Below are 21,521 nucleotides of genomic sequence, written 5' to 3'. Positions count from 1 at the left end.
GGACACATGAGCCCTGACGCGCTGATCGCGCACTTCGTGGGAGCCTCGGCCCTGATCCTCGTCGCCGCGCACACGGCGGGATGGACGGCCCGCAAGCTGGGGCAGCCGTACATCGTCGGCCAGCTCCTGGCAGGAACGGCACTGGGCCCCTCCCTTCTCGGCAGCGTGGCGCCCGGGGCCTACGAGACGCTGTTCCCGGAACACATCGGCACAGCCCTGTCCGGTTTCGCGCAGTTCGCCCTGGTGGTCTTCCTGTTCGCGGTGGGCTACGAGCTGGATCTGAAGCTGCTGGGCGACCGGGCCCGTACGGCGGTCATGGTGGCCCTCGCGTCGTTCCTGGTGCCGATGGCGGTGGGCAGCGGGGGCGCCCTGCTGTTCTGGGACGAGTTGCGGGCCCTGGGCATGCCGCGTGATCCGTCCCCCTCGACCGTGCTGTTCGCCGGGATCGCCCTGTCCGTCACCGCGGTACCGGTACTGACGGCCATAGTGCGGGAGAACGGTCTGGCCCGCACGGTGCCCGGTGTGGTAGCGATGTCCGCGGCGGGACTCCTCGACGTGGTCTGCTGGACGGTGCTGGCCGGTGCGTTGATGGAGGACGGTGACGACCACACGCCGGGTTGGGCGTGGCGGGCGGTGATCGCGGCCGTGTTCGTCGCCGTGATGTTCCTCGTGGCCCGGCCCCTGCTGCGCCGGCTGCTGTGGCGGCCGCAGGTGGAGCCCTCACTCCGGATGACGCTGCTCATCGGCTTCGCGCTCGGCTCGTCCTGGGTGACGCACTCCCTGGGACTGCATGTGATCTTCGGCGCGCTGCTGGCCGGTGTGGTGACACCCCGGGAGCGGGACGGCACCCTGGACCCCGATCTGCTGCGTCCGCTGAACGACATCAGCGGCCTGCTGCTCCCCTTCTTCTTCGTGGTCTCGGGCCAGGCCGTCGCACTGAACGGAATAGGGGTCGCGGGATGGTTCGCCGTGCTGGTCGTGACGGCCCTGGCGGTGACGGCGAAGATCGGCAGCGGGGTGGCGGCGGCCCGGATCGGTGGTCTGGACCGGCACGACGCACGCACCGTGGGCATTCTCATGAGCGCCCGCGGACTCACCGAGCTGATCGCCCTCAACGCCGGTCTGCAGGCGGGCCTGCTGAGCGAGAGGCTCTACAGCGTTCTGGTGTTCATGGCCCTGGCCACCACACTCTTCACGCAGCCGCTCCTGCTCCTGACCCGCCGCCCGGCCGAACGGCGCGGACACCGGCCCGCGGACCGCGCGGCCCCCTCACCGGCGGCGCCGCCCGAGGACGACGCCCGCACGACCCCGGTGGGGGACTCCCGCTGACAGGACGGCCGGGGCGGCTCGCGGTGCCGCCCCGGCCGGAAGCGCGTCCCCCGCCCCGCGACGACCCGCTACAGCGGCATGGGGGCGATGTCGCACTCGATACGGCGCCCATGACGGGCTGTGACCAGCCAGGGATGTCCCTCGCGGACCACACGGGCGAAGCCCTCCACCGCCTTGCGCTGCGTCTGGTCCGCCTCCGTTCCCCGGCCGAGACCGCGCAGGTCCAGGGCGAGGTTGGCGGTGCAGGACAGGGTCAGCGGGTGCTCCGCACCGGCAGCCACGGTGAGGGCGGCCACGTTGGCCTCGTCGATCTCGTGGGCCCGGCCGAAGTCGAGCCGGGCGTAGGCCGTGTTGGCCCTGCCGATCTCCACCGTCAACGCCATCACGTGCTCGCGTCCCAGCGTGGCCGCGAGACGGTCGGCCGCCTCGTCCTCCAGTTCCGCGGCACGGTCGAGAGCACCGACCGCACGCATGGTGGCGGCGAGATTCGCCTTGGTGAGCAGCGTGTACGCGTGGTCGTCACCGAGCAGCGCGGCGTAGTGCCCCGCCGTCTGCTCGCCCAGCTCACGGGACCTCTCGAGGTCCCCGGCGAGGCGCAGGTCGACCGAGAGGTTGATCGCCGTGGAGAGCGAGTCGGCCTGCACGGGGCCGTACCGGGTCACGAAGTTGCGGAGGGTCTCCTCGGAGAGCTTCAGGGCCTCGGCGAGCGCGCCGTCCCGGCGGAGACAGACGGCGAGATTCCGCGCCGCGCGCAGGGTGAGCGGGTGCTGCTCGCCCATCACGCCGCGGGCCCTTCGGTGCACCTCCTCCTGGAACTCCCGGGCGGCCGGGTAGTTCCCGCTCTCCCTCATGTCGATGGACAGGGCGTTGAGCGTGTTGAGCGTGAGGAAGCTGCGCGGTCCGAAGGTCGACTCGCGCTGCCGGGCGTTCTCCTCGTCCAGGGCCAGCGCCTCGTCGAACTGGCCGCACAGCCGCAGGTCGACCCCCCAGCTGTGAATGGCCCGCAAGGTCGTGGTGTCGTCGGGGCCGAACCTGGAGCGCGCCAGCTCGGTGGCCTCCTGGCCGAGGTCCCGCGCTTCCTCGAACCGTCCCTGGTAGCGCCGGGCGTCGGCCAGCGCGCACAGCGAGTCGACGAGGTCCTCCGGTTCCGCGTCGATGCGCCGGCTGACCTCCAGGGCTCTCTCGGCCAGCGGGATCGCCTCGCCGATCTGACCGACCTGGAGCAGGGCGAAGGCGAACGTCTTCGTGATGCGGATGACGTGGTTGTCCTCCTCCCCGGACGCGGCGAGCCAGGCGCTCCACGCCTGACGGGCGAGGTCCGCCGCACCCTCGTGGTCGCCCCAGTAGTAGAGGAAGAACACGGTGTCGGAGATGAGCTCCCGCACATAGGTGTCGGTGCTGGTGACGGCCCGGGACGCCAGGATGTGCGGCAGGAGCGCCTGGTAGGCGGGCCATTCCTGGGACGAGGCGAAGTGACCCAGTTTGGCCGCGGACAGCAGTTGGTGGGCGGCTTCCCTCATCTGCCGCCGCTGTTCGGGGCCGAGCTTGGCGAGGAGCACCGTCTGCAGCAGGCGGTGCATCTGCAGGGTGTCGGTGCGGGGGTCGGTCTTGATCAGGGAGAACTGGCTGAGGTCGCGTACGGCCCGGCCGAGTTTGACCGACTCCCGCAGTAGCGAGTCCACCTGCGGAGTGATGTTGACACCTCGGCCGCCCCGGAGGATGGACCGCGGAATCGGCTCGGGGGCCATGCTCGCGCAGATGTCGAGGAGCTGGCGGGCGCCGGGGTTGTTCTCCTGGATCCGCTCCAGCGAGATGTCCCAGGCCGCGGCGACCGAGACCGGGTAGTCGGGCGCCGGGTCCAGCTCGAGGATCTCGGGGCTGCGCTGGGCCAGCAGGTCGAGGTACTCCTCGACGAGCATGCCGGTGACCGCGCTCCAGGCGCCCGCCTGTTCGACCGCGAGGGGCAGGTCGCCGAGGGCCTCGGCAAGCCGGTCGGCGTCCTCCGTGGAGAGATCGGGGGAACGCTTCTGGAGCAGCTCGATGGATTCCTGGCGTTCGAACACGTTCACCGGGAGCGGGGTCGCCACCCGCTCCCAGGCGCGGTTGCGGGAGGTGACGATGACCTTGCCGGGGCCGCTGGTCGGGAAGTACCGGCGTACCATCGCGATGTCTTCGGCGTTGTCGAAGACCAGGAGCCAGTTGTCATGGGGTTCGCCGGAACGCAGCGCTTCCAGGACCTTGGCGACCGCCGTGTTGGCCGTGCCCTCCTGTCCCGTCTGGGCGACGCCGAGCCGAGTCGCGAGACTGGCCAGTCCGGCGAGGACGAGGCTCTCCCGCTCGGCCGCGATCCAGCAGATGACGTTGTACTCGTGCTGGTGCGTGTACACGTACTCCAGGGCCAGCTGGGACTTGCCCACGCCGCCGAGCCCGTGCAGGGCGTGCGGCAGCACGGCCGCCGTGTCCTGGGCGGCGAGCTGTTCCTCCACAGCCCTGAGCAGCGCCTGACGGCCGACGAACGAGGTGTTCCTGAGCGGAACATTCTCCAGGATGGCCAGCGTCGCGCTGTTGGGGCTCGGCATGAGCGGTTCAGCCTCCGGGGCTTCGTGTGGGGTCTCGGTCACCAGGCGCGTCCGGGAGTCTCCAGGGGAGACGTGAACGTCCGACGCTGGATGCCTCCCTTCCTGGTCGTCGGGCAAGTCGCCGCCGTACGGGTGGTTCGCCGTCGTGGGCGCCTCCGTGGGCACCCGCTCGGACGGGCCGGGCAGGAGCCGGGAGATGTCCGGCTCGATACGGTTCGCCCTTTCGGAGTAGGGCCCCGAGAGGGCTCGCATCACGGCGAGTTCCGTACGCAGCCAGCCGTGGTCGGCCGGGTCGGGCAGTGTCGCGCCGACCGGGTCGTGCAGTGCGGCGCGCAGCGCGAGTCCCCGTTCGCCGGCGGCGGGCAGGTCGCCGACGACGCTCACGGTGCGGGCGAGCTGGGACCGGGTGGTGGTGGCGAGCAGCGCCTCGCGGACGCCGTCCGCGAATTCGGGCCCGCCGCCGTCGCCCCGGTCCCAGTCGATCAGACCGCCCATCAGGATTTCGGCGAGGTGGTCGGGGCCGGCCTCCGGCATGACCCGCCGCCGTAGCTGATCGACCAGGTCGAAATCGAACGGGATGGCCGCCAGTTGGGCAGCCAGACGGCGGGCTGCGGGTGTGGCCAGCGTCAGGAAGCGGCGCACGGCGGCGGCCGCGGCGCGCGGGGCGCGCAGGCCCGGGGCGGGTGCTCCCTTGGTGAGCATGCCGGCGAGCACCACGGGCAGGGAGCGGCGCACTCCGCGTTCGCCGGTGACGAGATCGGCCCAGGCGGCGACGGACCCGGGTTTGAGGGAGAGCACCGGAACAGGAAGGGACCCGTCGGCCGACTCGGGCAGGGGGCGCAGGGGGTCGGGGCCGCCGGGCGGCGCCCAGTGCCCGAGACAGTCGTTGGGGGCGCCGAAGCCGCCTGCCTCCAGGACCGCCGGGTGGGGGTAGAGGGAGCTGCGGTGGCGCAGGTGGGGCTGGAGGAGGTGGACGAGCGCGGTCGGGCCGGAGTGCCCGAGCCGGCTCAGCAGGGTGTCGGCGGCGGGAGCGGCCCAGCCGTGGGCAAGGCCGTCGGTGACGACGAGGAAGACCCGGCCGCCGCGGCCGTCGAGCAGTTCGCCCGCGTCGGCGACGGCACCGCCGGTGGTCCAGCGGAGCGTCGCGGAGCCGGTTCGCGGCAGGACGAACCTGAGGGTGCGGACACCGCGGAAGGCACCGCTGTGTTCGGCGGCCTCGGCGAGGCCCGCCACCGTCTCCCGCCAGATCCGCATGGTGGGCGCGTCGTCGGCGAGCAGCACCAGGTCGAAGGCCGAGGTACGGGCGGGCCGGAGGAACGGCATCCACATGCCGTCCGCGACGCCTTGCTCGGCGGTGGTCTCCTCGTCGAGTTCCAGCGTGTCGCGGGACGGTACTCGGCGGGCGAGCTGGTGCAGTGCGCGGGCGAGCAGTGCCGTGCGGCGGCCGGGCCCGTACCGCGGCTGGTTGGCCTCGGGCAGCAGGGGGCGGCCGAAGTGGAGGGTGCCGGTGCCCTCGGGGTGCGGTAAGAGCCTGCCGTCCACGGAGCCCGGCCCCGGGGCGGGTCCGGGGAGGCCACCGGGATCCCCGGAGGTCCGGGGCTCGGTCCCGACCGGGGCGCCGGGCCGGCCGGGGGGTGGGGGCGCGGGGGGATCACCCGGGTCCGGGCCGGGCGCGACATCGGCCGGATCCGTGTGGTCGGTGGGCGCTTCGGGGCCGGTTCCGGCCACGGCGACAGGGGCGGGGGCCGCCTTCCCCGTATCCGCGCCGGGGCTCGTGGTGCCGTCGTCGGGCTCCGCCGTCCCGCCGGGACCGCCGTGGCGGCTCCAGTACGCGGCGAGCCACACCATGTCGCCGATTTCCTGCCAGTGCGGCACATCCTGTGCGTCGCCGTACGGGGTCGGCGGCTGGTCACGGCTCAGGGCTTTCCCCAGCGAGACAGCGACGAGCGGCTCTCCGGCCTCACTCGCGTACTCGGCGGACTCGGAGCACGCCGAAGCGGGCGACGGCCCTGTCTCAGGTCCGCCGTCGCCGGGTCCGGATGCGCGCTCCCTGGGAAAGCCGTCGTCCATTCAGCGGCCCTTCGCGAGGTCGCGGAGGAGCATTTCCACGAGCTTAGACCCGTTGCCGTCGGCCTGGAAACCACCCATGGTAGTGATCTGGACAGCGTTGAGTAACTGGTCCAGGGAGTGCATGCCCCCGGCCTCGACGCGCTGGAGGAAGAGGTCGACGAGGCTCTCACTGTGCCGTGAGCGCTCACCGAGGTGCCGGCTCACCATGGCGAGCAGCTGTTCACGGGTGGGCACACTGAGCTCCAGCGGCAGACAGCGCCTGCGGAACGCGGCCGGAAACTCGCGTTCACCGTTGCTGGTGATCACCACGACGGGGAACTCCGCGCATTCCACCCGGCCCTGCCGCAGCACGGCGCGGACTCCGGGGTCGCTGGTGTGGACGCTCGCGGTGTCGGCGGCGTCACGGACCAGCTCCGGGACGTCATAGCTTCCGTTCTCCAGGACGTGCAACAGGTCGTTGGGCAGGTCGATGTCGCTCTTGTCGAGTTCGTCGACAAGGAGCACTCGGGGACGATCGTAGGGCAGCAGAGCGGTCCCCAGTGGCCCGAGCGTGATGAAATCCCCTAACCGGGGCAGGACATGACGTTCACTCAGCTCCGTCGTCGCCTCTCCGTCGGTGGCCTCGGCGCCGGACGTCGGCGCGTCCCTGAGCCCCGCCTGCCAGGCGGCGATGGCCTGGGCGCGTCCCATCGCGTCGTGCACGTAGAGGCCGTCGCGCAACGACGTGCGACTGACGATGTTCCACTCCAGCACCCGGCCCAGTCCCAGTTCCCGGGCGATGACGTAGGCGAGGGTCGACTTGCCTATGCCGGGCGGTCCGCTGATCAGCAGCGGCCGGCGCAGCAGCAGCGCGGCGTTGACGGTGTCGATCTCCTCCGCACCGAGCTGCGCGGTGACCTCGCCGGGGCCGAGCCGGCGCAGCGCGGCCTCCGGGTCGTCGGGTGGGGCCGGCTGCGGCGGGGCGCCGCCGAACCGCCGCCAGGGCGGGGGCTCGGGCAACTCGACGGCGGAGGCCGGGACCTGGCCGGTGGCATGGAAGATCCGCCAGTCCTCCGGCGCGGTCTGCTCCTCCTGCGCGGTCATGCCGATGCCTCCTCGTTGGCGAGATCGCCGTCGTCGGTGTGGATGTCGACCACTCGTGTCGGATCGTCCCAGAAAAAGGCGATGTGTCTGCCCAGCAGGTCCGGGCTCTGTGCGGGGTCGACGGCCTTCTTGCGCAGCCGGTGGATGGCCATGGGGATCTGGGCGGCGATCGGGACGGAGGCGAAGACGGCGGTCACGACTTCGCGGCGCTCCTCGATGAAGGCACCCCGGCGGTCCCATATGGCCAGGGAGATGCCCTCCGCGATGGCGGCCTTCAATGCTTCCAGCGCGGGCGTGTCGGCGGGGGCGTCGAGGACCACGGCGGTGCGTGCGGACTCTCCGGCGAGAGCGGTCTGCCAGGCGTCGAGCCGCTGCGCATCGGCGTCCGTCCACCCGTGCACGGTGACTCCGTGCTTCCGCAGACTGCTCCAGCGCTCCCGCCACTGCCGCCGGACCAGCACGTCGTCGGTGCGCATCCGCTCCAGACTGCGCAGGTGGACGCCGTACTTCAGACCGAGCGGCAGGGGACGGCCGTGACCGACGCGGAAGCTGAGGCCCGCCACGTCGTGGTTGAGGAGGTCGTAGGGCAGGACGAATTCGACGTACGTCGGCTGCTCGCGCCCGTCCGGGTCGGCCGGGACGGACCAGAGGGGGGCACCCTGCCGCAGGGCGCTCTCCACGGCCTGGCCGAGGCCGTCGAGTGTGGTGGTGGCGGGTTCACCCGGCTGCGGGTCCCAGCGGCCGGGGACCGTGTTCAGCCAGGAACGGACGACGATCTCGCCGGTGCCGTCACGAGTGGGCTCCACGGCGACGATCAGGCAGCACGGGGTGTCGGGGTCGGCGGGGGTGCTGCGCCGCAGGGCGCGGCGCCGCGCCAGTGCCGCCGTCAGGTCCGAGCGCTGGGCCCAGCCGTCGACCCATTTGAGGAGGGTCCCGCGGTGACCGGGCGACGCGGCCAGGGTGGCGGCCGTGTCGACCAGCAGCACCGCGGGCGGTAACCCGTCCGGTTGCGCGTTCCACTCCAGGACGTGCGCGAACAGCTGCTCGGGCGTGAGCCCGGAAGGCAGGTAGAGGCCGTTGAGTTCCTCGGCGAGGACGTCCCGCAGCCGGGAGGCGGACACCTCTCCCTTGGCCTCGGCCAGCAGGACGTGCGCGGTGGCGGTGTCGTGCCCGGAGAGCGGGCCGGGAAGGGCCGCGCCGGCCGGCGCGGCGGGGGCGAGCAGCCGGTCGAGTTCTTCGGCCGGCGCGGGTCCCTCGAAGAGCTCGACCACCTTCACCAGTACGCGTTCCCCGCCCTCCGCGTTCAGGGCGGCGCGCACCATGGCCACCACGTCCTCGCGCAGCCGGACGCCGCGTACGTCGACGGTGCGGGCCATCTGTTCCCCGAGCACGGTGGCGAACTGGACCCGCCCCTGGGCGTCCTCCATGCAGCCGAGTTCACACAGGGCGGTGGTGAGCCGGGACAGCAGTTCCAGAGCCTGCGCGCGCGGGATCCCGGCCTCGGGACCGCTGGAACCCTCGCCTCTCTCCACCGACCGTTCCCCCATGAGTCGGTTCATCTGCCTGACCGGCCTGCGAAGTTAGCACGGTAACTGACGGTTAGCCAGGGACAGGTGGTACCGGCGGAAAGGCACCCGGCCGGACTCCCCCGTAAGGGTGAAATCCGGCCGGACTGGTAGGCACGCGTGCGACGGGGTGTCACAAACGCGGGTCGACCGGTTCCGATTCCAGGGCCAGGACGGCGAAGACCGGCTCGTGGACGCGCCACAGGGGTTCGCCCTCGGCGAGGCGGTCCAGGGACTCCAGGCCGAGCGCGTACTCGCGGATCGCGAGGGAGCGTTTGTGGTTGAGGAAGCGGCCGCGCAGGCGGGCCAGGTTCTCGGGTCGGGTGTACTCGGGGCCGTAGATGATGCGCAGGTACTCGCGGCCGCGGCACTTGATGCCGGGCTGGACCAGGCGGCCGGCGCTGTCGCGGACCAGGGCGTCGACCGGCTTGACGACCATGCCCTCGCCGCCGCGTCCGGTCATCTCCAGCCACCAGTCGACGCCGGCCCGCACCGATTCGGGGTCGGTGGTGTCGACGTAGAGGCGGCGAGTGGTGTGGAGCAGGCCGGTGGTGTCGTGTTCGACCATGCGGTCGATGAGGGCGAGCTGCCGGTCGTGGGGCAGGGCGGCCAGGCTGCGGCCCTGGGCGGCGAGGATCTGGAACGGTGCCAGGCGCACGCCGTCCAGGCCGTCGGTGGTCCAGCAGTAGCGGCGGTAGGCGTCGGTGAACGCCGAGGCGTCCTGGGCGCGTTCGCGCTGGCGGTCCAGCAGGTCCCCGACGTCGACGCCGCGGGCCGCCGCGCTCTCCAGGGCGGCCAGGGCGCCCGGGAAGACCGCGCCGGAGGCGGCACCGACCGCGGCGTACTGCGAGCGGAGCAGGCCGGACGCCTTCAGGGACCACGGCATCAGCTCGGCGTCCAGCAGGAGCCAGTCGCCCGCGCCGGAGGCGCCGTCGGATGCGGCGAGTTCGTCCCAGAGGCCGGCGTCGGTGACGGCGGTGCGCAGCCGGGCGAGGATCTCCTCCGTGACGGACGCGTCGTCGAAGAAGGGCCGGCCGGTACGGGTGTAGAGGGAGCCGGTCCCGCCGCCGGCGACGCCGAAGCGCCGGGCGGCGACGTCGGCGTCGCGGCAGACCAGGGCGACCGCGCGCGAGCCCATGTGCTTCTCCTCGCACACGACGCGGGTGACGCCGTCCCGCTCGTACTGGGCGAAGGCCTCCACCGGGTGTTCGAGGTAACCGTCGAGGTGCGAGGTGGCGGTGGGTGCCATCGTCGGCGGGAGGTACGGCAGCAGGCGCGGGTCCATCGCGAAGCGGCTCATCACCTCCAGGGCCGCCGCCGCGTTCTCCTCGCGGACGGACACCCTGCCGGTGTGCCGGGTCTCGACGACGCGGCGGCCGTGCACGTCCGCCAGGTCCAGCGGGCGTCCCTCGTGGCCGCCGGGGGCCTCGGTGCGCAGCGGGCGGGACGGCTCGTACCAGACCCGCCCGGCCGGTACGTCGACCAGTTCGCGCTCCGGCCAGCGCAGCGCGGTGAGTCTGCCGCCGAAGACCGCGCCGGTGTCCAGGCAGATGGTGTTGTTGAGCCAGGTGGCCTCGGGGACCGGGGTGTGGCCGTAGACGACGGCGGCCCGGCCGCGGTAGTCCTCCGCCCACGGGTAGCGCACCGGGAGGCCGAACTCGTCGGTCTCGCCGGTGGTGTCGCCGTACAGGGCGTGGCTGCGGACCCGGCCGGAGGTGCGGCCGTGGTACTTCTCCGGCAGTCCGGCGTGGCAGACCACGAGCCGGCCTCCGTCGAGGACGTAGTGGCTGACGAGGCCGTCGATGAACTGCCGTACCTCGGCGCGGAACGCGTCGCTCTCCTCGTCCATCTGGGCGATGGTCTCGGCGAGTCCGTGGGTGTGCTGCACACCCCGGCCCTTCAGGTACCGGCCGAACTTGTTCTCGTGGTTGCCGGGCACGCAGAGGGCGTTGCCCGACTTCACCATGGTCATCACGCGGCGCAGCACGGCGGGGCTGTCCGGGCCGCGGTCGACGAGGTCGCCGACGAAGACGGCGGTGCGGCCCTCGGGGTGGACGCCGTCGGCGTACCCCAGCTTGGCGAGCAGCGCCTCCAGTTCGGCGGAGCAGCCGTGGACGTCACCGATGATGTCGAAGGGCCCGGTGAGGTGGGTGAGGTCGTTGTACCGCTTCTCGGTGACGACGGTGGCCCGCTCTATCTCCTCGGTGCCGCGCAGTACGTGCACCTTGCGGAAGCCCTCGCGCTCCAGGTGGCGCAGGGAGCGGCGCAGTTCCCGGGTGTGCCGCTGGATGACCCGGCGCGGCATGTCGGCGCGGTCGGTGCGGGCCGCGTTGCGCTCGGCGCACACCTGTTCGGGCACGTCGAGGACGATGGCGATGGGCAGTACGTCGTGCCGCTTGGCGAGGTCGATGAGCTGCCGCCGGGCGTCCTGCTGGACGCTGGTGGCGTCGACGACGGTGCGGCGGCCGGCGGCGAGGCGCTTGCCGGCGATGTAGTGCAGCACGTCGAAGGCGTCGCGGGAGGCGCTCTGGTCGTTCTCGTCGTCGGCGACCAGGCCGCGGCAGAAGTCGGAGGAGATGACCTCGGTGGGCGTGAAGTGCCGTCGGGCGAAGGTGGACTTGCCGGAGCCGGAGGCCCCGATCAGCACGACGAGGGAGAGGTCGGTGACGGGCAGGGCGCGAGCGCCCGCGGTGGTGCCGGCGGTGGTGTCGGTGGTGGTCATGCGGCCTTCTCCTCCTTCGCGGTCCCGGTCCGGAACACGGCCATCTGGGTGGGCGGCCCGACCTCGGGGTCGTCGGGTCCCACGGGTACGAACTCCACGCCGTAGCCGTGCCGTTCGGCGACCTTCCCCGCCCAGGCGCGGAACTCGGCGCGGGTCCACTCGAAGCGGTGGTCGCCGTGCCGGACGTGGCCGGCCGGGAGGCTCTCCCAGCGCACGTTGTACTCGACGTTCGGGGTGGTCACCAGGACCGTGCCGGGGCGGGCGGCACCGAACACCGCGTACTCCAGGGCGGGCAGCCTGGGCGGGTCGAGGTGTTCGATCACCTCGCTGAGCACGGCCGCGTCGTAGCCCTTGAGCCTCTTGTCGGTGTAGGCGAGGGAGCCCTGGAAGAGGGTCACGCGCGCGGACTGCCGCTCCCCCATGCGGTCCAGTTTCAGCCGCCGGGAGGCGATGGTGAGGGCCCGCACCGACACGTCGACGCCGACGATCTCGGTGAACGACGGGTCCTTGAGGAGCTGCTGCACGAGCTGGCCCTGACCGCAGCCGAGGTCGAGCACCCGGGCGGCGCCGGAGGCGCGGAGCGCGGTGAGGATCGCCTCGCGGCGCTGCACGGCGAGCGGGGTCGGCCGCTCCTCCTGCTCGGTCTCCGCCTCGACGGCGTTGTCGATGGCCTCGACGTCGCTGTCGTCGGCCTCGGCCAGCCGGACCAGTTCCAGACGCTCCCTGGCCTGCCGGGTCAGCGACCAGCGGCGGGAGAGGTAGCGGCTGGTGATCAGCTGCTGCTCCGGGTGTCCGGGCAGCCAGCCCTCGCCCGCCCGCAGCAGTTTGTCGACCTCGTCGGAGGCGACCCAGTAGTGCTTGGCGTCGTCGAGGACGGGGAGCAGGACGTAGAGGTGCCGCAAAGCCTCGGCGAGGGTGAGCGTGTCCGCTTCCAGCACCAGGCGCACGTAACGGGAGTCGCCCCACTGCGGGAACTCGCCGTCCAGCGGCACGGGTTCGGCGGTGACCGTCCAGCCGAGGGGTTCGAAGAGGCGGCCGACGAGTCCGGGGCCGCCGCGCGCGGGCAGCGCCGGTACCTCGACGCGCAGCGGGCGCGGCTGCCCCGGGAGGTGCGGGCGCGCGGCGCACACACCGCGCATGGCGCTGGAGAAGACGCCGCTCAGCGCGACGGCGAGCAGCGAGGACGCGGCGTACGGGCGGTCGTTGACGTACTGCGCGAGGGCGGCGTCGGGTGCGCCGCCGCGGCCCTTGCCCTTGCCGCGCCGGACCAGTGCCACCGCGTCCACCTCCAGCAGCAGCGCCGCCGTGCAGCGTTCGGCGTCGGCCTCGGGGTAGAGGACGTGTGCCGTGCCGTAGGAGGTGGAGAACGCCTGCGCCTTGTCGGGGTGCTTGTGCAGCAGGAAACCGAGGTCGGTCGCCGGGCTCTCGGCGGAGCCGGTGGTACTGATCGTCAGGAACACGGTGGTTACACCTCTGACACCTTCTGAACTGGGATGACGCGCCAGGACTCCGGCGCGTGCGCTCAACGTACAGGGAAGGTCTCGCGAGGTCGCACGGAATTTCGGGAGGCCGGTGGGCGGGTCCGCCGCCGGCCTGCGGCGGACCCGTTCGCCGGGCGCGGGTGCTACGGGAGCTGGGACCGCACCTGGGTGGAGATCAGTTCCAGGTGGTCGAGGTCGGACAGGTCGAGGAGCTGGAGGTAGATGCGGCGGGAGCCGGTCTCGGCGTAGCGGCCGATCTTGTCGACGACCTCGGCCGGGGAGCCCGCCAGACCGTTGGCCTTGAGTTCGTCGACCTCGCGGCCGATCGCGGCGGCGCGGCGGGCGACCTCCTGGTCGTCCTTGCCGACGCAGACCACGAGGGCGTTGGAGTAGACGAGGTCGCCCGGGTCGCGGCCGGCTTCCCGGGCGGCGTCGCGGACCCGGCCGAACTGGCGGGCGGTGTCCTCGACGGAGGCGAAGGGCATGTTGAACTCGTCCGCGTAACGGGCCGCGAGACGGGGGGTGCGAGTGGCGCCGTGGCCGCCGATGAGCACCGGCACCTTGGCCTGGGCGGGCTTGGGGAGCGCGGGGGACTCGGTGAGGTCGTAGTAGGTGCCGTGGTGGTCGAAGGTCTTGCCGGGCTCGGTGGCCCACAAACCGGTGACGATCTCCAGTTGCTCCTCGAGGCGGGCGAACTTCTCCTTCGGGAAGGGGATGCCGTACGCCTTGTGCTCCTCCTCGAACCAGCCCGCACCGAGGCCGAGTTCGATGCGGCCGCCGGACATCTGGTCGACCTGGGCGACCTGGATGGCGAGCACGCCGGGGAGGCGGAAGGTGCCGGCGGTCATCAGCGTGCCGAGCCGGATGCGCTTGGTCTCGCGGGCGAGTCCGGCGAGGGTGATCCAGGCGTCGGTGGGGCCGGGCAGGCCGTCGCCGGAGCCCATGCTGAGGTAGTGGTCGGAGCGGAAGAAGGCGTCGAAGCCGAGGTCCTCGGTGGCCTTGGCGACGGTGAGCAAGGTGTCGTAGGTGGCCCCCTGCTGGGGCTCGGTGAAGATGCGCAGATCCATGCCTCCATCCTGCACGTTTCCGCGCGGGGACGGCTCCGCCCGGCCCTCCGGCGCGCCCCGCGCCACGCGGCGGGTGACGTCGGACGGCGTCCGGTGGCGCGGCGCGGTGCGGGGTGGCCGGGCCTCCGACCGGTCCTGGTGGGGGCCTTCGGCCCGGGCGGAGCGCCGGAGCGTGGGCACCCGGGCGGGGGCATCGTCATGCCGGTCCTCGGCGTGCCACCGGCCGGGGCGGCCGTCGTGCCGGAGGCACCGCCGCCGTGCCGGAGGTACCGCCCCCGTGCCGGAGACACCGGGACGGGATGCCCGGGCCGTGGGGCCGGGGAGCACGAAGGGCTGACACGGTGGCGTGCCCGGAGGGTGGGCCCTGGGTGGCTCGGGTAACCGGGGTGCCGGAAGGCTCGGGTACCTCTGGGCTCAAGGCCCTGAGGCCCTGAGGCCCTGAGTGTCCCGGTGTCCGTCGCGGGAGGCGTGGTGTTCAGCCGGCCTCCCGCACCGGTGGGAGCTCGTCGCGGTCCGCCAGCCTGCGGAGCATCTCCAGGACGCGGTCCCGGGACTCGTCCGCCGCGTCGATGGCCTCCATGCACTGCCAGTACATCGCCTCGTCGTCCACGGAGCAGGCGACGGCGACCAGGGCGATGCCGACCTCGCCGAGCAGTCCGCCGAGGCACATCAGGGCCTGGCGGGCGTCGCCCAGCTCGGTCAGCTGGGCCGCGCGCAGTTCCCCCGGGGCGAACTCCGGGGCGTCCAGCACACCGCAGCCGCGGCCCGCCAGCTCGGTCAGCCCCCGTGCCTCTCCGCGCAGTTCGGGTGGGCCGAGGACCGCGAGCCGGCTGCCCATCGCCTGCGCCAGGGCCTGCGCCTGCCACACCTCGGCCAGCATCTCCGGCACGCCGCCGCTCGCGGCCAGCGCCCTCCTGCTTGTCACGATGAGCCGCACAGCGTCCATGCGCTGCCCCCGTCTGTCCGACGCGCTGCCCACGCGTCCGCATCCGTTGCACTCCTCAGTTCACTACCCAGAGTGAGGGGACGTGAGACAAAAAGCCAGAGGAAGACCGAAATCTGCGGACAACAATTCGATCGCGACCCGTTTTTCGAACACGGAGAGTGAGAGCGGAGTCGGCGGCTCCCTACTCACCGGGCGGCTCGGGGACCGGGAACCTGAGCTCGTTCCGGTCGATCTTCGCGGCCAGGGCGGCCAGCAGGTCGACGCCGAGGACCTCGCAGAACTGGAGGAGGTAGGCGAGGACGTCGGCGACCTCGTCGGTGACGCGGTGCGCGGTGTCCGGGTCGTCCATGACGCGGGCGGACTCCTCGGGCGTCAGCCACTGGAAGATCTCCAGGAGTTCGGAGGCCTCCACGCTGAGCGCGGCGACGAGGTTCTTCGGGGTGTGGTACGGCTGCCAGTCGCGGGCGGCCGCGAACTCGGCGAGGCGGTGCCGGAGTTCCGGGAGACCGGGCGGGCGCGGGGTGTCGTGGTCGTGCGGATCAGTCACGGTCCAGGTGTACCACTGTCACCCCGGCCGCTCCGGCGGCCCAGGAGGCGTCGGTCACCGTGCCGGTCGGACGGACGTGTCCGCGCGCGCACTCGCGCGCCGCCAGGCCGAGCAGTTCCGTGCGCCGGCGGGGGTCGAGGGAGCGGTCCAGACCGTCGGCGAGCACCGTGAGGGTGCGCAGCGCGTCGGGCAACTCGCCGGGCACGTCGGTCTCCAGGACCCCGGGTCCGGTGAGCAGCGCCAGCGCGAGGGCGGTGTACCTCAGGTCGCCGTCGGCGAGCCCGCGCAGCTCGGTGCGGCCGCCGTCGGCCCGGTCGAGCAGGGCGCGGACCAGGCGGCCGGGATCGTACGGTTCGGTGAGCAGGTCGGCGACCGGTTCGGTGAGCAGGTCGGCGACCGGTCCGGTGCGGCGGGCGCGCACCGCGTCCACGAGGAGGGCGTGCCCGCGTCCCTGCCCGGCACGGGTGCCCGCCAGGACGTCGGCGAAGTTGTCGCAGCCGCCCGGCAGCGGGCCCGGACCGGCCGGTACGGGCCCGCGCGTCCGGTCGGGGCGGGGGTCGCAGGGGAAGACGGAGCGCAGCGCCACCACCATCTGTTCGGCGGCGGCGAGGACCGTGCGCTGCCCGGGGGTCTTGCCGGCGACGCGCAGCGGCAGCAGTGCGGTGCCGAGCCGGTCGTCCGGCAGCGGGGCGCGGGTCACGGGCGCGCTCCCGGCCGTGTGCCAGGCGGCCTGCACGGCGCGGCGGCGCGGGTCGCTGAGCGCGGTCCGCAGCAGGACCTGCCCGCCGGCCGTCAGCCGCTCCCCCACGACGCGCAGCTCGGGTTCGGCCTGTACGGCGACCTCCGGCCGGACGGGGCCCTCGGGGCCGTCGGCCGTGCAGCCGATGCGGAAACCGCGGCGCTGCTGTGCGTCGGGGCGGGCCCGCTCCGGCACGCAGGCGCCGGGCCGCGGGAACACCTCGTGCAGTTCGGCCCCGGCGCCGAGCCGGGCGAGCGCCTCGTACGCCCGCAGCGCGCTGGTCCTGCCGCTGCCGCTGGGGCCGGCGATCAGGGTGAGCGGTCCGAGGGGAAGCGTGACGCCGCGGTGCACCGCGAACGCGGACAGCAGCAGCTCGGTGACCCGCGGCGGCCCGGGCGGGCGGGCGCTCCCCTGAACGGCGACGGAAACCGGACCCGGGGCCGGAGCCGGAAGCGGGCACGCGCCCGGCGCGCGCTCCGCGTCCGACGGCACGTCCGGCCCGCCGTGGGCCCGGGCCGGGGCCGGGAAGGCGGGGGGACGGTCCGTGGTCCGGGCGGGCGGCGCGGGTGACGAGGGGGTGCCCGGGAGGGACAGGGGCGGCGGGGTCATGTGGGGGACGCCAGGGGATGGGCCGCGGGCGAACCGTTCCGCTGGGTGGACCTTCCTACGATCGGGCGGCGCGGGCCCCGTGACCGCTCGCGCCCCCGCCACCGTGCGCGCCCCCGGCACCGTGCGCGCCCCCGGGGGTCGCGGCACCCGCCCGCGTGGCCGGGCGCCCGGGGCGCCGCGTACCCGGGGTCCGCGGACGGTCAGCTGTCCGGGAGGCCCATTCCCTGCATCAGGCCCGTGACTTCCGTGCCGGACGGGGTGAGCAGGAAGACGTTGCGGTCGACGCGGTGCATTCCGCTGGCCAGGCCGAAGACGACACCCGTGCTGAAGTCCAGGACGCGTTTGGCGACGTCGGGCTCCGCGCTGGTCAGGTCGAGCAGGACGGGTATGCCGGACATCAGGGTCTCGGCGACGTCGCGGGCGTCCGCGAACACGTTCACGCGCAGGACCACGAAGCGGCGCCGCGCCTCGGTCTGGGCCTCGGGCAGCGCGCGGTGACCCACCGCGGACGGCCACGCGTCGCGGCCCCGCAGCGGAACGACCTGGGCGAGCCCCTCCCACTGCTCGTCGGTGACGTCGTGGCTGCTCACCGGCATGCTCCATCCCCTGTCGCGCTGGCTTTCTGCATCGGGCAATTCTTACTCATGGTCACCCGATCGGCCGAATACGACACGCTCCGCCATCGCACCGCGCCCGCTCCCGCCGCCGGCGGAGGTGAGCCGACTGCCCTACGGCGCACCCGCGTTGACCCGTTCGTCCCGGACCTGTTGCATGAACACATGGCTGGTGACGTGGAGGGTGTGGTGGGGCCGGTGCGCGCCTTCGGGACGCGGGAGGACTGGGAGGCGTGGCTGGAGGAGCACCACGAGGACACCGGCGGGGTGTGGGTGAAGATCCCGCGGAAGGGCTCCGGGATCCCCGGGGTCGACTACGCGACCGCGCTGGAGTCCGCGCTGTGCTACGGCTGGATCGACGGGCACAAGAAAGGGCTGGACGACACCCACTGGATCCAGCGCTTCACCCCGCGCCGCCCGCGCAGCAGGTGGTCGGCGGTCAACCGGGAGAAGGCCCTCGACCTGATCGCCCGGGGACGGATGCGGCCGCCCGGCCTGCGCGAGGTGGAGAGGGCGCGGGCGGACGGCCGCTGGGAGGCCGCGTACGCGAGCCAGAGCAGGGCGACGGTGCCGGACGATCTGCGGGCCGCGCTGGACGCGGTGCCGGGCGCCGCCGACTTCTTCGGCACCCTCGACAGCCGCAACCGGTACGCGATCCTCCACCGGATCGAGGAGGCGAAGCGGCCGGCGACCCGCGCGGCCCGGATCGAGAAGTTCGTCGCCATGCTCGCCGAGGGGAAGAAGCTCCACCCCTGACGTCGCGGCGGTCAGCCCGCGACGACCGCCTCGGCCGCCGCGACGCCGCAGACGCGGGCCGCGCCGTGGGTGGCGATGTGCGGGGCACCGCGCGGGGCGGACTGCGGTACTCCCATCTCGACCACCACGGTGCGCGGGTCGGCGGCGAGCAGTGTGTCGACGGCCGTACGCATCCACGGGTGCCGGTGCTCGTCGCGGACCACGGCGACGACGCGCAGGCCCGCCGCCGCCCTCAGCGCCGCCTCACCGGCGCCGGGGCCGGTGAAGTGGCCGGTGGTGGTGCCGGGCAGCAGCCGTTCCAGCTCCGCGCCGACGCCCCACGGGGTCTCGTCGCCCACGGCGATGTTCGGCGCCGGGCTGAAGGTGGCCACGTACACCGGCCCGGTGACCGGAGCGGAGCCCGCGGCGCGGGTGACGGTCACCGCGCGGCGGGCCGCGGTGAGGCCGATCTCCGGCCGGGGGTCGGCGGTCGCCGCCGGGGAACGCCGTACGCCGGCGGTCCACTCGGCCAGCGCGCGCACCCGGGCGGCCGCGTCGGCGAGCCGCTCCTCCGGGAGTTCACCGGAGCGTACGGCGCCCACCAGCGCGTTCTGCAGGTTGCGCACGGTGTCCTCGTCGCACAGCCCGCCGCCCACGCAGATCGCGTCGGCGCCGGCGGCGATGGCGAGGACGACCCCGTGTTCGAGGCCGTAGGTGCCGGAGATGGCACGCATCTCCATGCCGTCGGTGACGATCAGGCCCTGGTAGCCGAGTTCGCCGCGCAGCAGGTCGGTGAGGATGCGCCGGGAGAGCGTGGCCGGGCGGTCGGCGTCGAGCACCGGCACCCGGATGTGGGCGCTCATGACGGCCCGGGTGCCGGCCGCGATCGCGGCGCGGAACGGCTGGAGTTCCCGCTCGTGCAGCGTGGTGGTGTCGAGGTCGATCTGCGGGAGCGCGTGGTGGGAGTCGACGCTGGTGTCGCCGTGACCGGGGAAGTGCTTGGTGCAGGCGGCGACGCCGGTGGACTGCAGACCCTCCACGTACGCGGCGGTGTGCCGGGCGACCAGGGCGGTGTCCCGGCCGAAGGAGCGCACGCCGATCACCGGGTTGTCGGGGTCGGCGTTGACGTCCGCGGAGGGCGCCCAGTTGAAGTTGACCCCGCACTCGGCGAGCCGGCGGCCCAGTTCGCGGGCGACGTCCCGGGTCAGGCCGGTGTCGTCGACCGCGCCGAGTGCGTGGTTGCCGGGGAAGGAGGAACCGGTGCGCACCTCCAGTCGGGTGACGTCGCCGCTCTCCTCGTCGATGGCCACCAGCAGGTCGTCCCGTTCGGCCCGCAGTTGCGCGGTGAGGGCGGTGACCTGCTCGGCGGTGGCGACGTTGCGGCCGAAGAGGGCGACGGAGGCGAGGCCCTCGCCCAGCCGGCGGCGCACCCAGTCGGGCGCGGTGGTGCCGGCGAAGCCCGGCTGCAGTACGGCGAGCGCGTCCCGGGTGAGGGTGTCGGTGCCGGTGGTGAATGTCGTCATCGGGTGGCGTTATCCCTTCACTGCGCCCGCGGTGAGGCCGCTGACGGCCCTGCGCTGCAGGAAGACGAAGAGGATCAGGATCGGGATGGCGAACAGGGAGGAGGCGGCCATGGTCGCGCCCCAGTCGTTGCCGAACTGGGTCTGGAAGCTGGACAGCCACAGCGGCAGGGTCTGCGCACCGCCGGATTCCTTGCTGAGCACCAGGACGAGGGGGAACTCGTTCCACGCGGTGATGAAGCCGAACATGGACGTGGACATCAGGCCCGGCGCGAGCAGCGGCAGGATGACCCGGCGGAACGCCTGGCCGCGGGTGCAGCCGTCGACCATCGCCGACTCCTCCAGCTCCTTCGGCACGGCGGCGACGAAGCCGCGCAGCGTCAGGAGGGTGAAGGGCAGGATCATCATCATGTAGAAGGCCGTGAGCGGCACCAGGCTGTTCAGCATGGAGGCGTCCCGCACGATCATGTAGATCGCGATGACCATGACCTCCCAGGGCGCCATCTGGGCCAGCATGAAGCCGATGACGAAGCCGCGCCGCCCCTTGAACCGCATCCGCGCCAGGGCGAAGGAGCCGGCCAGCGCGATGATCAGCGAGAACACCACGGCCAGGCAGGTGACGGTCAGCGAGTTGCGGACGTAGGTCCAGAAGTGGTCGGCGTCGGTCGCGGTCCTGAAGTGCTCGAACGTGACGTTCGTGGGGAACCACACCGGGTTCTCCGCGATGATGTCGCCGGTCGGCTTCAGGGCCGTGGCGAACATCCAGTACACGGGGAAGACGCAGGCGATGAACACGACGACGGCCGTGGCGTTGGGCCACACGCGGCCGAAGAGCGAGCGCTTCACAGCTCGTCCTCCTCTTGCTTGAGCACGATCCTGAGGTAGTAGGCGGTCAGGCCGAGCATGATCAGGATGGTCAGTACGGCGATCGCCGCGCCCATGCCGTAGTGCTGGTTGCCGACGCCCTCGACGTAGGCGTAGACGGGCAGGATCTCGGTGAGCCGGTCGGGCCCGCCGCCGTTGAAGGTGAAGACCTGGACGAACGCCTTGAAGATCCAGATGATCTCCAGGAACGTCGTGGCGTACAGGAACGGCCGCAGGAACGGCAGGGTGACCGTGGTGAAGCTGCGCCAGGCGCCGGCGCCGTCGAGGGCGGCCGCCTCGTACAGTTCGCCGGGGATGGTGGTGGTCGCCGCGTAGAGGTTGATCGCGACGAAGGGGACGGACATCCACACGATCAGCAGGGTGACGACGAAGAACGTCGACATCTGGCTGCTGGTCCAGCTGTAGTCGGCCATGGAGTGCCAGCCGAGCTTGTCCAGGACCCAGTTGACCACGCCGAAGCGCTGCGCGAACAGCCACTGGTAGACGGTGGTGGCGGCCACCACGGGCATGGCCCAGGCCAGCACCAGGCCGATCAGCAGAGTGAGCCGCATCCGCTTGCCGAGGCGGGCGAGCAGCAGACCGGTCAGGGCGCCCAGGACCATGGTCAGGACGACGTTGACCGCCGTGAACAGGATGGAGCGGAGGGTGACCCGCCAGAAGTCCTCGCCGGTGAGGACCTCCTTGTAGTTGTCGAAGCCGTTCCACTCGGTGACGTGCTGGATCAGCTGCGCCATGTTGAGGTTCTGGAACGACAGCAGCAGGTCCTTCAGCAGCGGCCAGCCGAGCAGCAGCACGGTGGCCGCGCAGGCGGGCAGCAGCAGGAGGTACGGGGCGAGCGCGCCGGCGCGCGACGCGGCTCTCGGTTTCGGCCCGCCGGGTCCGGTGTCGTCCCCCTTGCGGACGTCCGCAGGGCCGGAGTGCGGCCGTTCGGTCTGCACGGTCATGCTCGCGATCTTTCTTCTCGGCGTGCTCAACACGGGGCGGGGGCCGTCGCGTCGGTCGGCCCCCGCCCCGGTCGGAGCGCGTGCGC

The 21,521-nt window shown here is 72.8% G+C and carries 15 protein-coding genes; 2 read left to right on the top strand and 13 right to left on the bottom strand.

Annotation, left to right across the window (positions count from 1 at the left end):
- Positions 1-6 precede the first annotated feature (6 nt).
- Positions 7-1,329, top strand: a complete 1,323-nt coding sequence (locus IE172_RS13990) for a cation:proton antiporter (RefSeq protein WP_190097530.1) — start codon at positions 7-9, stop codon at positions 1,327-1,329.
- Positions 1,330-1,397: 68 nt separating this feature from the next.
- Here the strand turns inward: IE172_RS13990 and fxsT are convergent, their stop codons facing one another.
- From fxsT to IE172_RS13940, 10 genes are all read right to left on the bottom strand, one after another.
- Positions 1,398-5,978, bottom strand: coding sequence for an FxSxx-COOH system tetratricopeptide repeat protein (fxsT, locus tag IE172_RS13985; protein ID WP_190097529.1), 4,581 nt, complete (start codon positions 5,976-5,978; stop codon positions 1,398-1,400).
- Positions 5,979-7,061, bottom strand: coding sequence for an AAA family ATPase (locus IE172_RS13980; RefSeq protein WP_190097528.1), 1,083 nt, complete (start codon positions 7,059-7,061; stop codon positions 5,979-5,981).
- Positions 7,058-8,593 carry a VMAP-C domain-containing protein gene (locus IE172_RS13975; protein ID WP_190097618.1) on the bottom strand — a complete coding sequence of 512 codons (1,536 nt, stop codon included), beginning with the start codon at positions 8,591-8,593 and terminating at the stop codon, positions 7,058-7,060. The genes IE172_RS13980 and IE172_RS13975 overlap by 4 nt, the downstream gene beginning before the upstream one ends.
- 166 nt (positions 8,594-8,759) lie before the next feature.
- The gene (locus tag IE172_RS13970) at positions 8,760-11,348 is read right to left on the bottom strand and encodes a polynucleotide kinase-phosphatase (protein WP_190097527.1); all 2,589 of its coding nucleotides are present in this window, start codon (positions 11,346-11,348) and stop codon (positions 8,760-8,762) included.
- Entirely contained in the window at positions 11,345-12,808 is a 1,464-nt protein-coding gene (locus IE172_RS13965) for a 3' terminal RNA ribose 2'-O-methyltransferase Hen1 (protein WP_190097526.1), read from the bottom strand. The genes IE172_RS13970 and IE172_RS13965 overlap by 4 nt, the downstream gene beginning before the upstream one ends.
- 164 nt (positions 12,809-12,972) lie before the next feature.
- Positions 12,973-13,896 (bottom strand): LLM class F420-dependent oxidoreductase, encoded by a 924-nt coding sequence (locus tag IE172_RS13960; protein WP_190097525.1) that lies wholly within the window; start codon positions 13,894-13,896, stop codon positions 12,973-12,975.
- A gap of 475 nt (positions 13,897-14,371) precedes the next feature.
- Positions 14,372-14,842, bottom strand: coding sequence for a DUF6099 family protein (locus IE172_RS13955; protein WP_190097524.1), 471 nt, complete (start codon positions 14,840-14,842; stop codon positions 14,372-14,374).
- Between the two features lie 181 nt (positions 14,843-15,023).
- Positions 15,024-15,389: a nucleotide pyrophosphohydrolase gene (locus IE172_RS13950; RefSeq protein WP_190097523.1), complete on the bottom strand. Its 366-nt coding sequence runs from the start codon at positions 15,387-15,389 to the stop codon at positions 15,024-15,026.
- A complete protein-coding gene (locus IE172_RS13945) occupies positions 15,382-16,737 on the bottom strand; it encodes an AAA family ATPase (RefSeq protein WP_229886023.1) in 1,356 nt (451 codons plus the stop codon). The genes IE172_RS13950 and IE172_RS13945 overlap by 8 nt, the downstream gene beginning before the upstream one ends.
- A 200-nt stretch (positions 16,738-16,937) precedes the next feature.
- On the bottom strand, positions 16,938-17,333 hold the full coding sequence (locus IE172_RS13940; RefSeq protein ID WP_190097522.1) for a cell division protein SepF: 396 nt from the start codon (positions 17,331-17,333) through the stop codon (positions 16,938-16,940).
- A gap of 183 nt (positions 17,334-17,516) precedes the next feature.
- Between IE172_RS13940 and IE172_RS13935 the strand changes: the two genes are divergently transcribed.
- Entirely contained in the window at positions 17,517-18,107 is a 591-nt protein-coding gene (locus IE172_RS13935; protein ID WP_190097521.1) for a YdeI/OmpD-associated family protein, read from the top strand.
- Positions 18,108-18,118: 11 nt separating this feature from the next.
- On the opposite strand, the gene IE172_RS13930 is transcribed toward IE172_RS13935, so the two are convergent.
- Genes IE172_RS13930 through IE172_RS13920 form a run of 3 tightly spaced genes read right to left on the bottom strand, consistent with a single transcriptional unit; the run spans position 18,119 to position 21,435 of the window.
- Positions 18,119-19,609, bottom strand: a complete 1,491-nt coding sequence (locus IE172_RS13930) for a glycoside hydrolase family 3 protein (protein WP_190097520.1) — start codon at positions 19,607-19,609, stop codon at positions 18,119-18,121.
- 9 nt (positions 19,610-19,618) lie between these two features.
- On the bottom strand, positions 19,619-20,452 hold the full coding sequence (locus tag IE172_RS13925; protein ID WP_190097519.1) for a carbohydrate ABC transporter permease: 834 nt from the start codon (positions 20,450-20,452) through the stop codon (positions 19,619-19,621).
- A complete protein-coding gene (locus IE172_RS13920; protein ID WP_190097518.1) occupies positions 20,449-21,435 on the bottom strand; it encodes a carbohydrate ABC transporter permease in 987 nt (328 codons plus the stop codon). The genes IE172_RS13925 and IE172_RS13920 overlap by 4 nt, the downstream gene beginning before the upstream one ends.
- Positions 21,436-21,521: the final 86 nt, after the last annotated feature.

The organism is Streptomyces griseoflavus, from assembly GCF_014649995.1.
Taxonomy (GTDB): Bacteria; Actinomycetota; Actinomycetes; order Streptomycetales; family Streptomycetaceae; genus Streptomyces; species Streptomyces griseoflavus.
Note: the sequence above shows the minus strand (reverse complement) of the source record. Positions and strands in the feature narration are given on the sequence as shown.

What these genes read in the sequence shown, in the direction of transcription:
- IE172_RS13960 (WP_190097525.1), bottom strand. Translation starts at nt 13,896, where the DNA reads ATGGATCTGCGCATCTTCACCGAGCCCCAGCAGGGGGCCACCTACGAC.
- IE172_RS13945 (WP_229886023.1), bottom strand. Translation starts at nt 16,737, where the DNA reads ATGACCCCGCCGCCCCTGTCCCTCCCGGGCACCCCCTCGTCACCCGCG.
- IE172_RS13955 (WP_190097524.1), bottom strand. Translation starts at nt 14,842, where the DNA reads ATGGACGCTGTGCGGCTCATCGTGACAAGCAGGAGGGCGCTGGCCGCG.
- IE172_RS13935 (WP_190097521.1), top strand. Translation starts at nt 17,517, where the DNA reads ATGGCTGGTGACGTGGAGGGTGTGGTGGGGCCGGTGCGCGCCTTCGGG.
- IE172_RS13970 (WP_190097527.1), bottom strand. Translation starts at nt 11,348, where the DNA reads ATGACCACCACCGACACCACCGCCGGCACCACCGCGGGCGCTCGCGCC.
- IE172_RS13920 (WP_190097518.1), bottom strand. Translation starts at nt 21,435, where the DNA reads ATGACCGTGCAGACCGAACGGCCGCACTCCGGCCCTGCGGACGTCCGC.
- IE172_RS13930 (WP_190097520.1), bottom strand. Translation starts at nt 19,609, where the DNA reads ATGACGACATTCACCACCGGCACCGACACCCTCACCCGGGACGCGCTC.
- fxsT (WP_190097529.1), bottom strand. Translation starts at nt 5,978, where the DNA reads ATGGACGACGGCTTTCCCAGGGAGCGCGCATCCGGACCCGGCGACGGC.
- IE172_RS13940 (WP_190097522.1), bottom strand. Translation starts at nt 17,333, where the DNA reads ATGCCGGTGAGCAGCCACGACGTCACCGACGAGCAGTGGGAGGGGCTC.
- IE172_RS13980 (WP_190097528.1), bottom strand. Translation starts at nt 7,061, where the DNA reads ATGACCGCGCAGGAGGAGCAGACCGCGCCGGAGGACTGGCGGATCTTC.
- IE172_RS13990 (WP_190097530.1), top strand. Translation starts at nt 7, where the DNA reads ATGAGCCCTGACGCGCTGATCGCGCACTTCGTGGGAGCCTCGGCCCTG.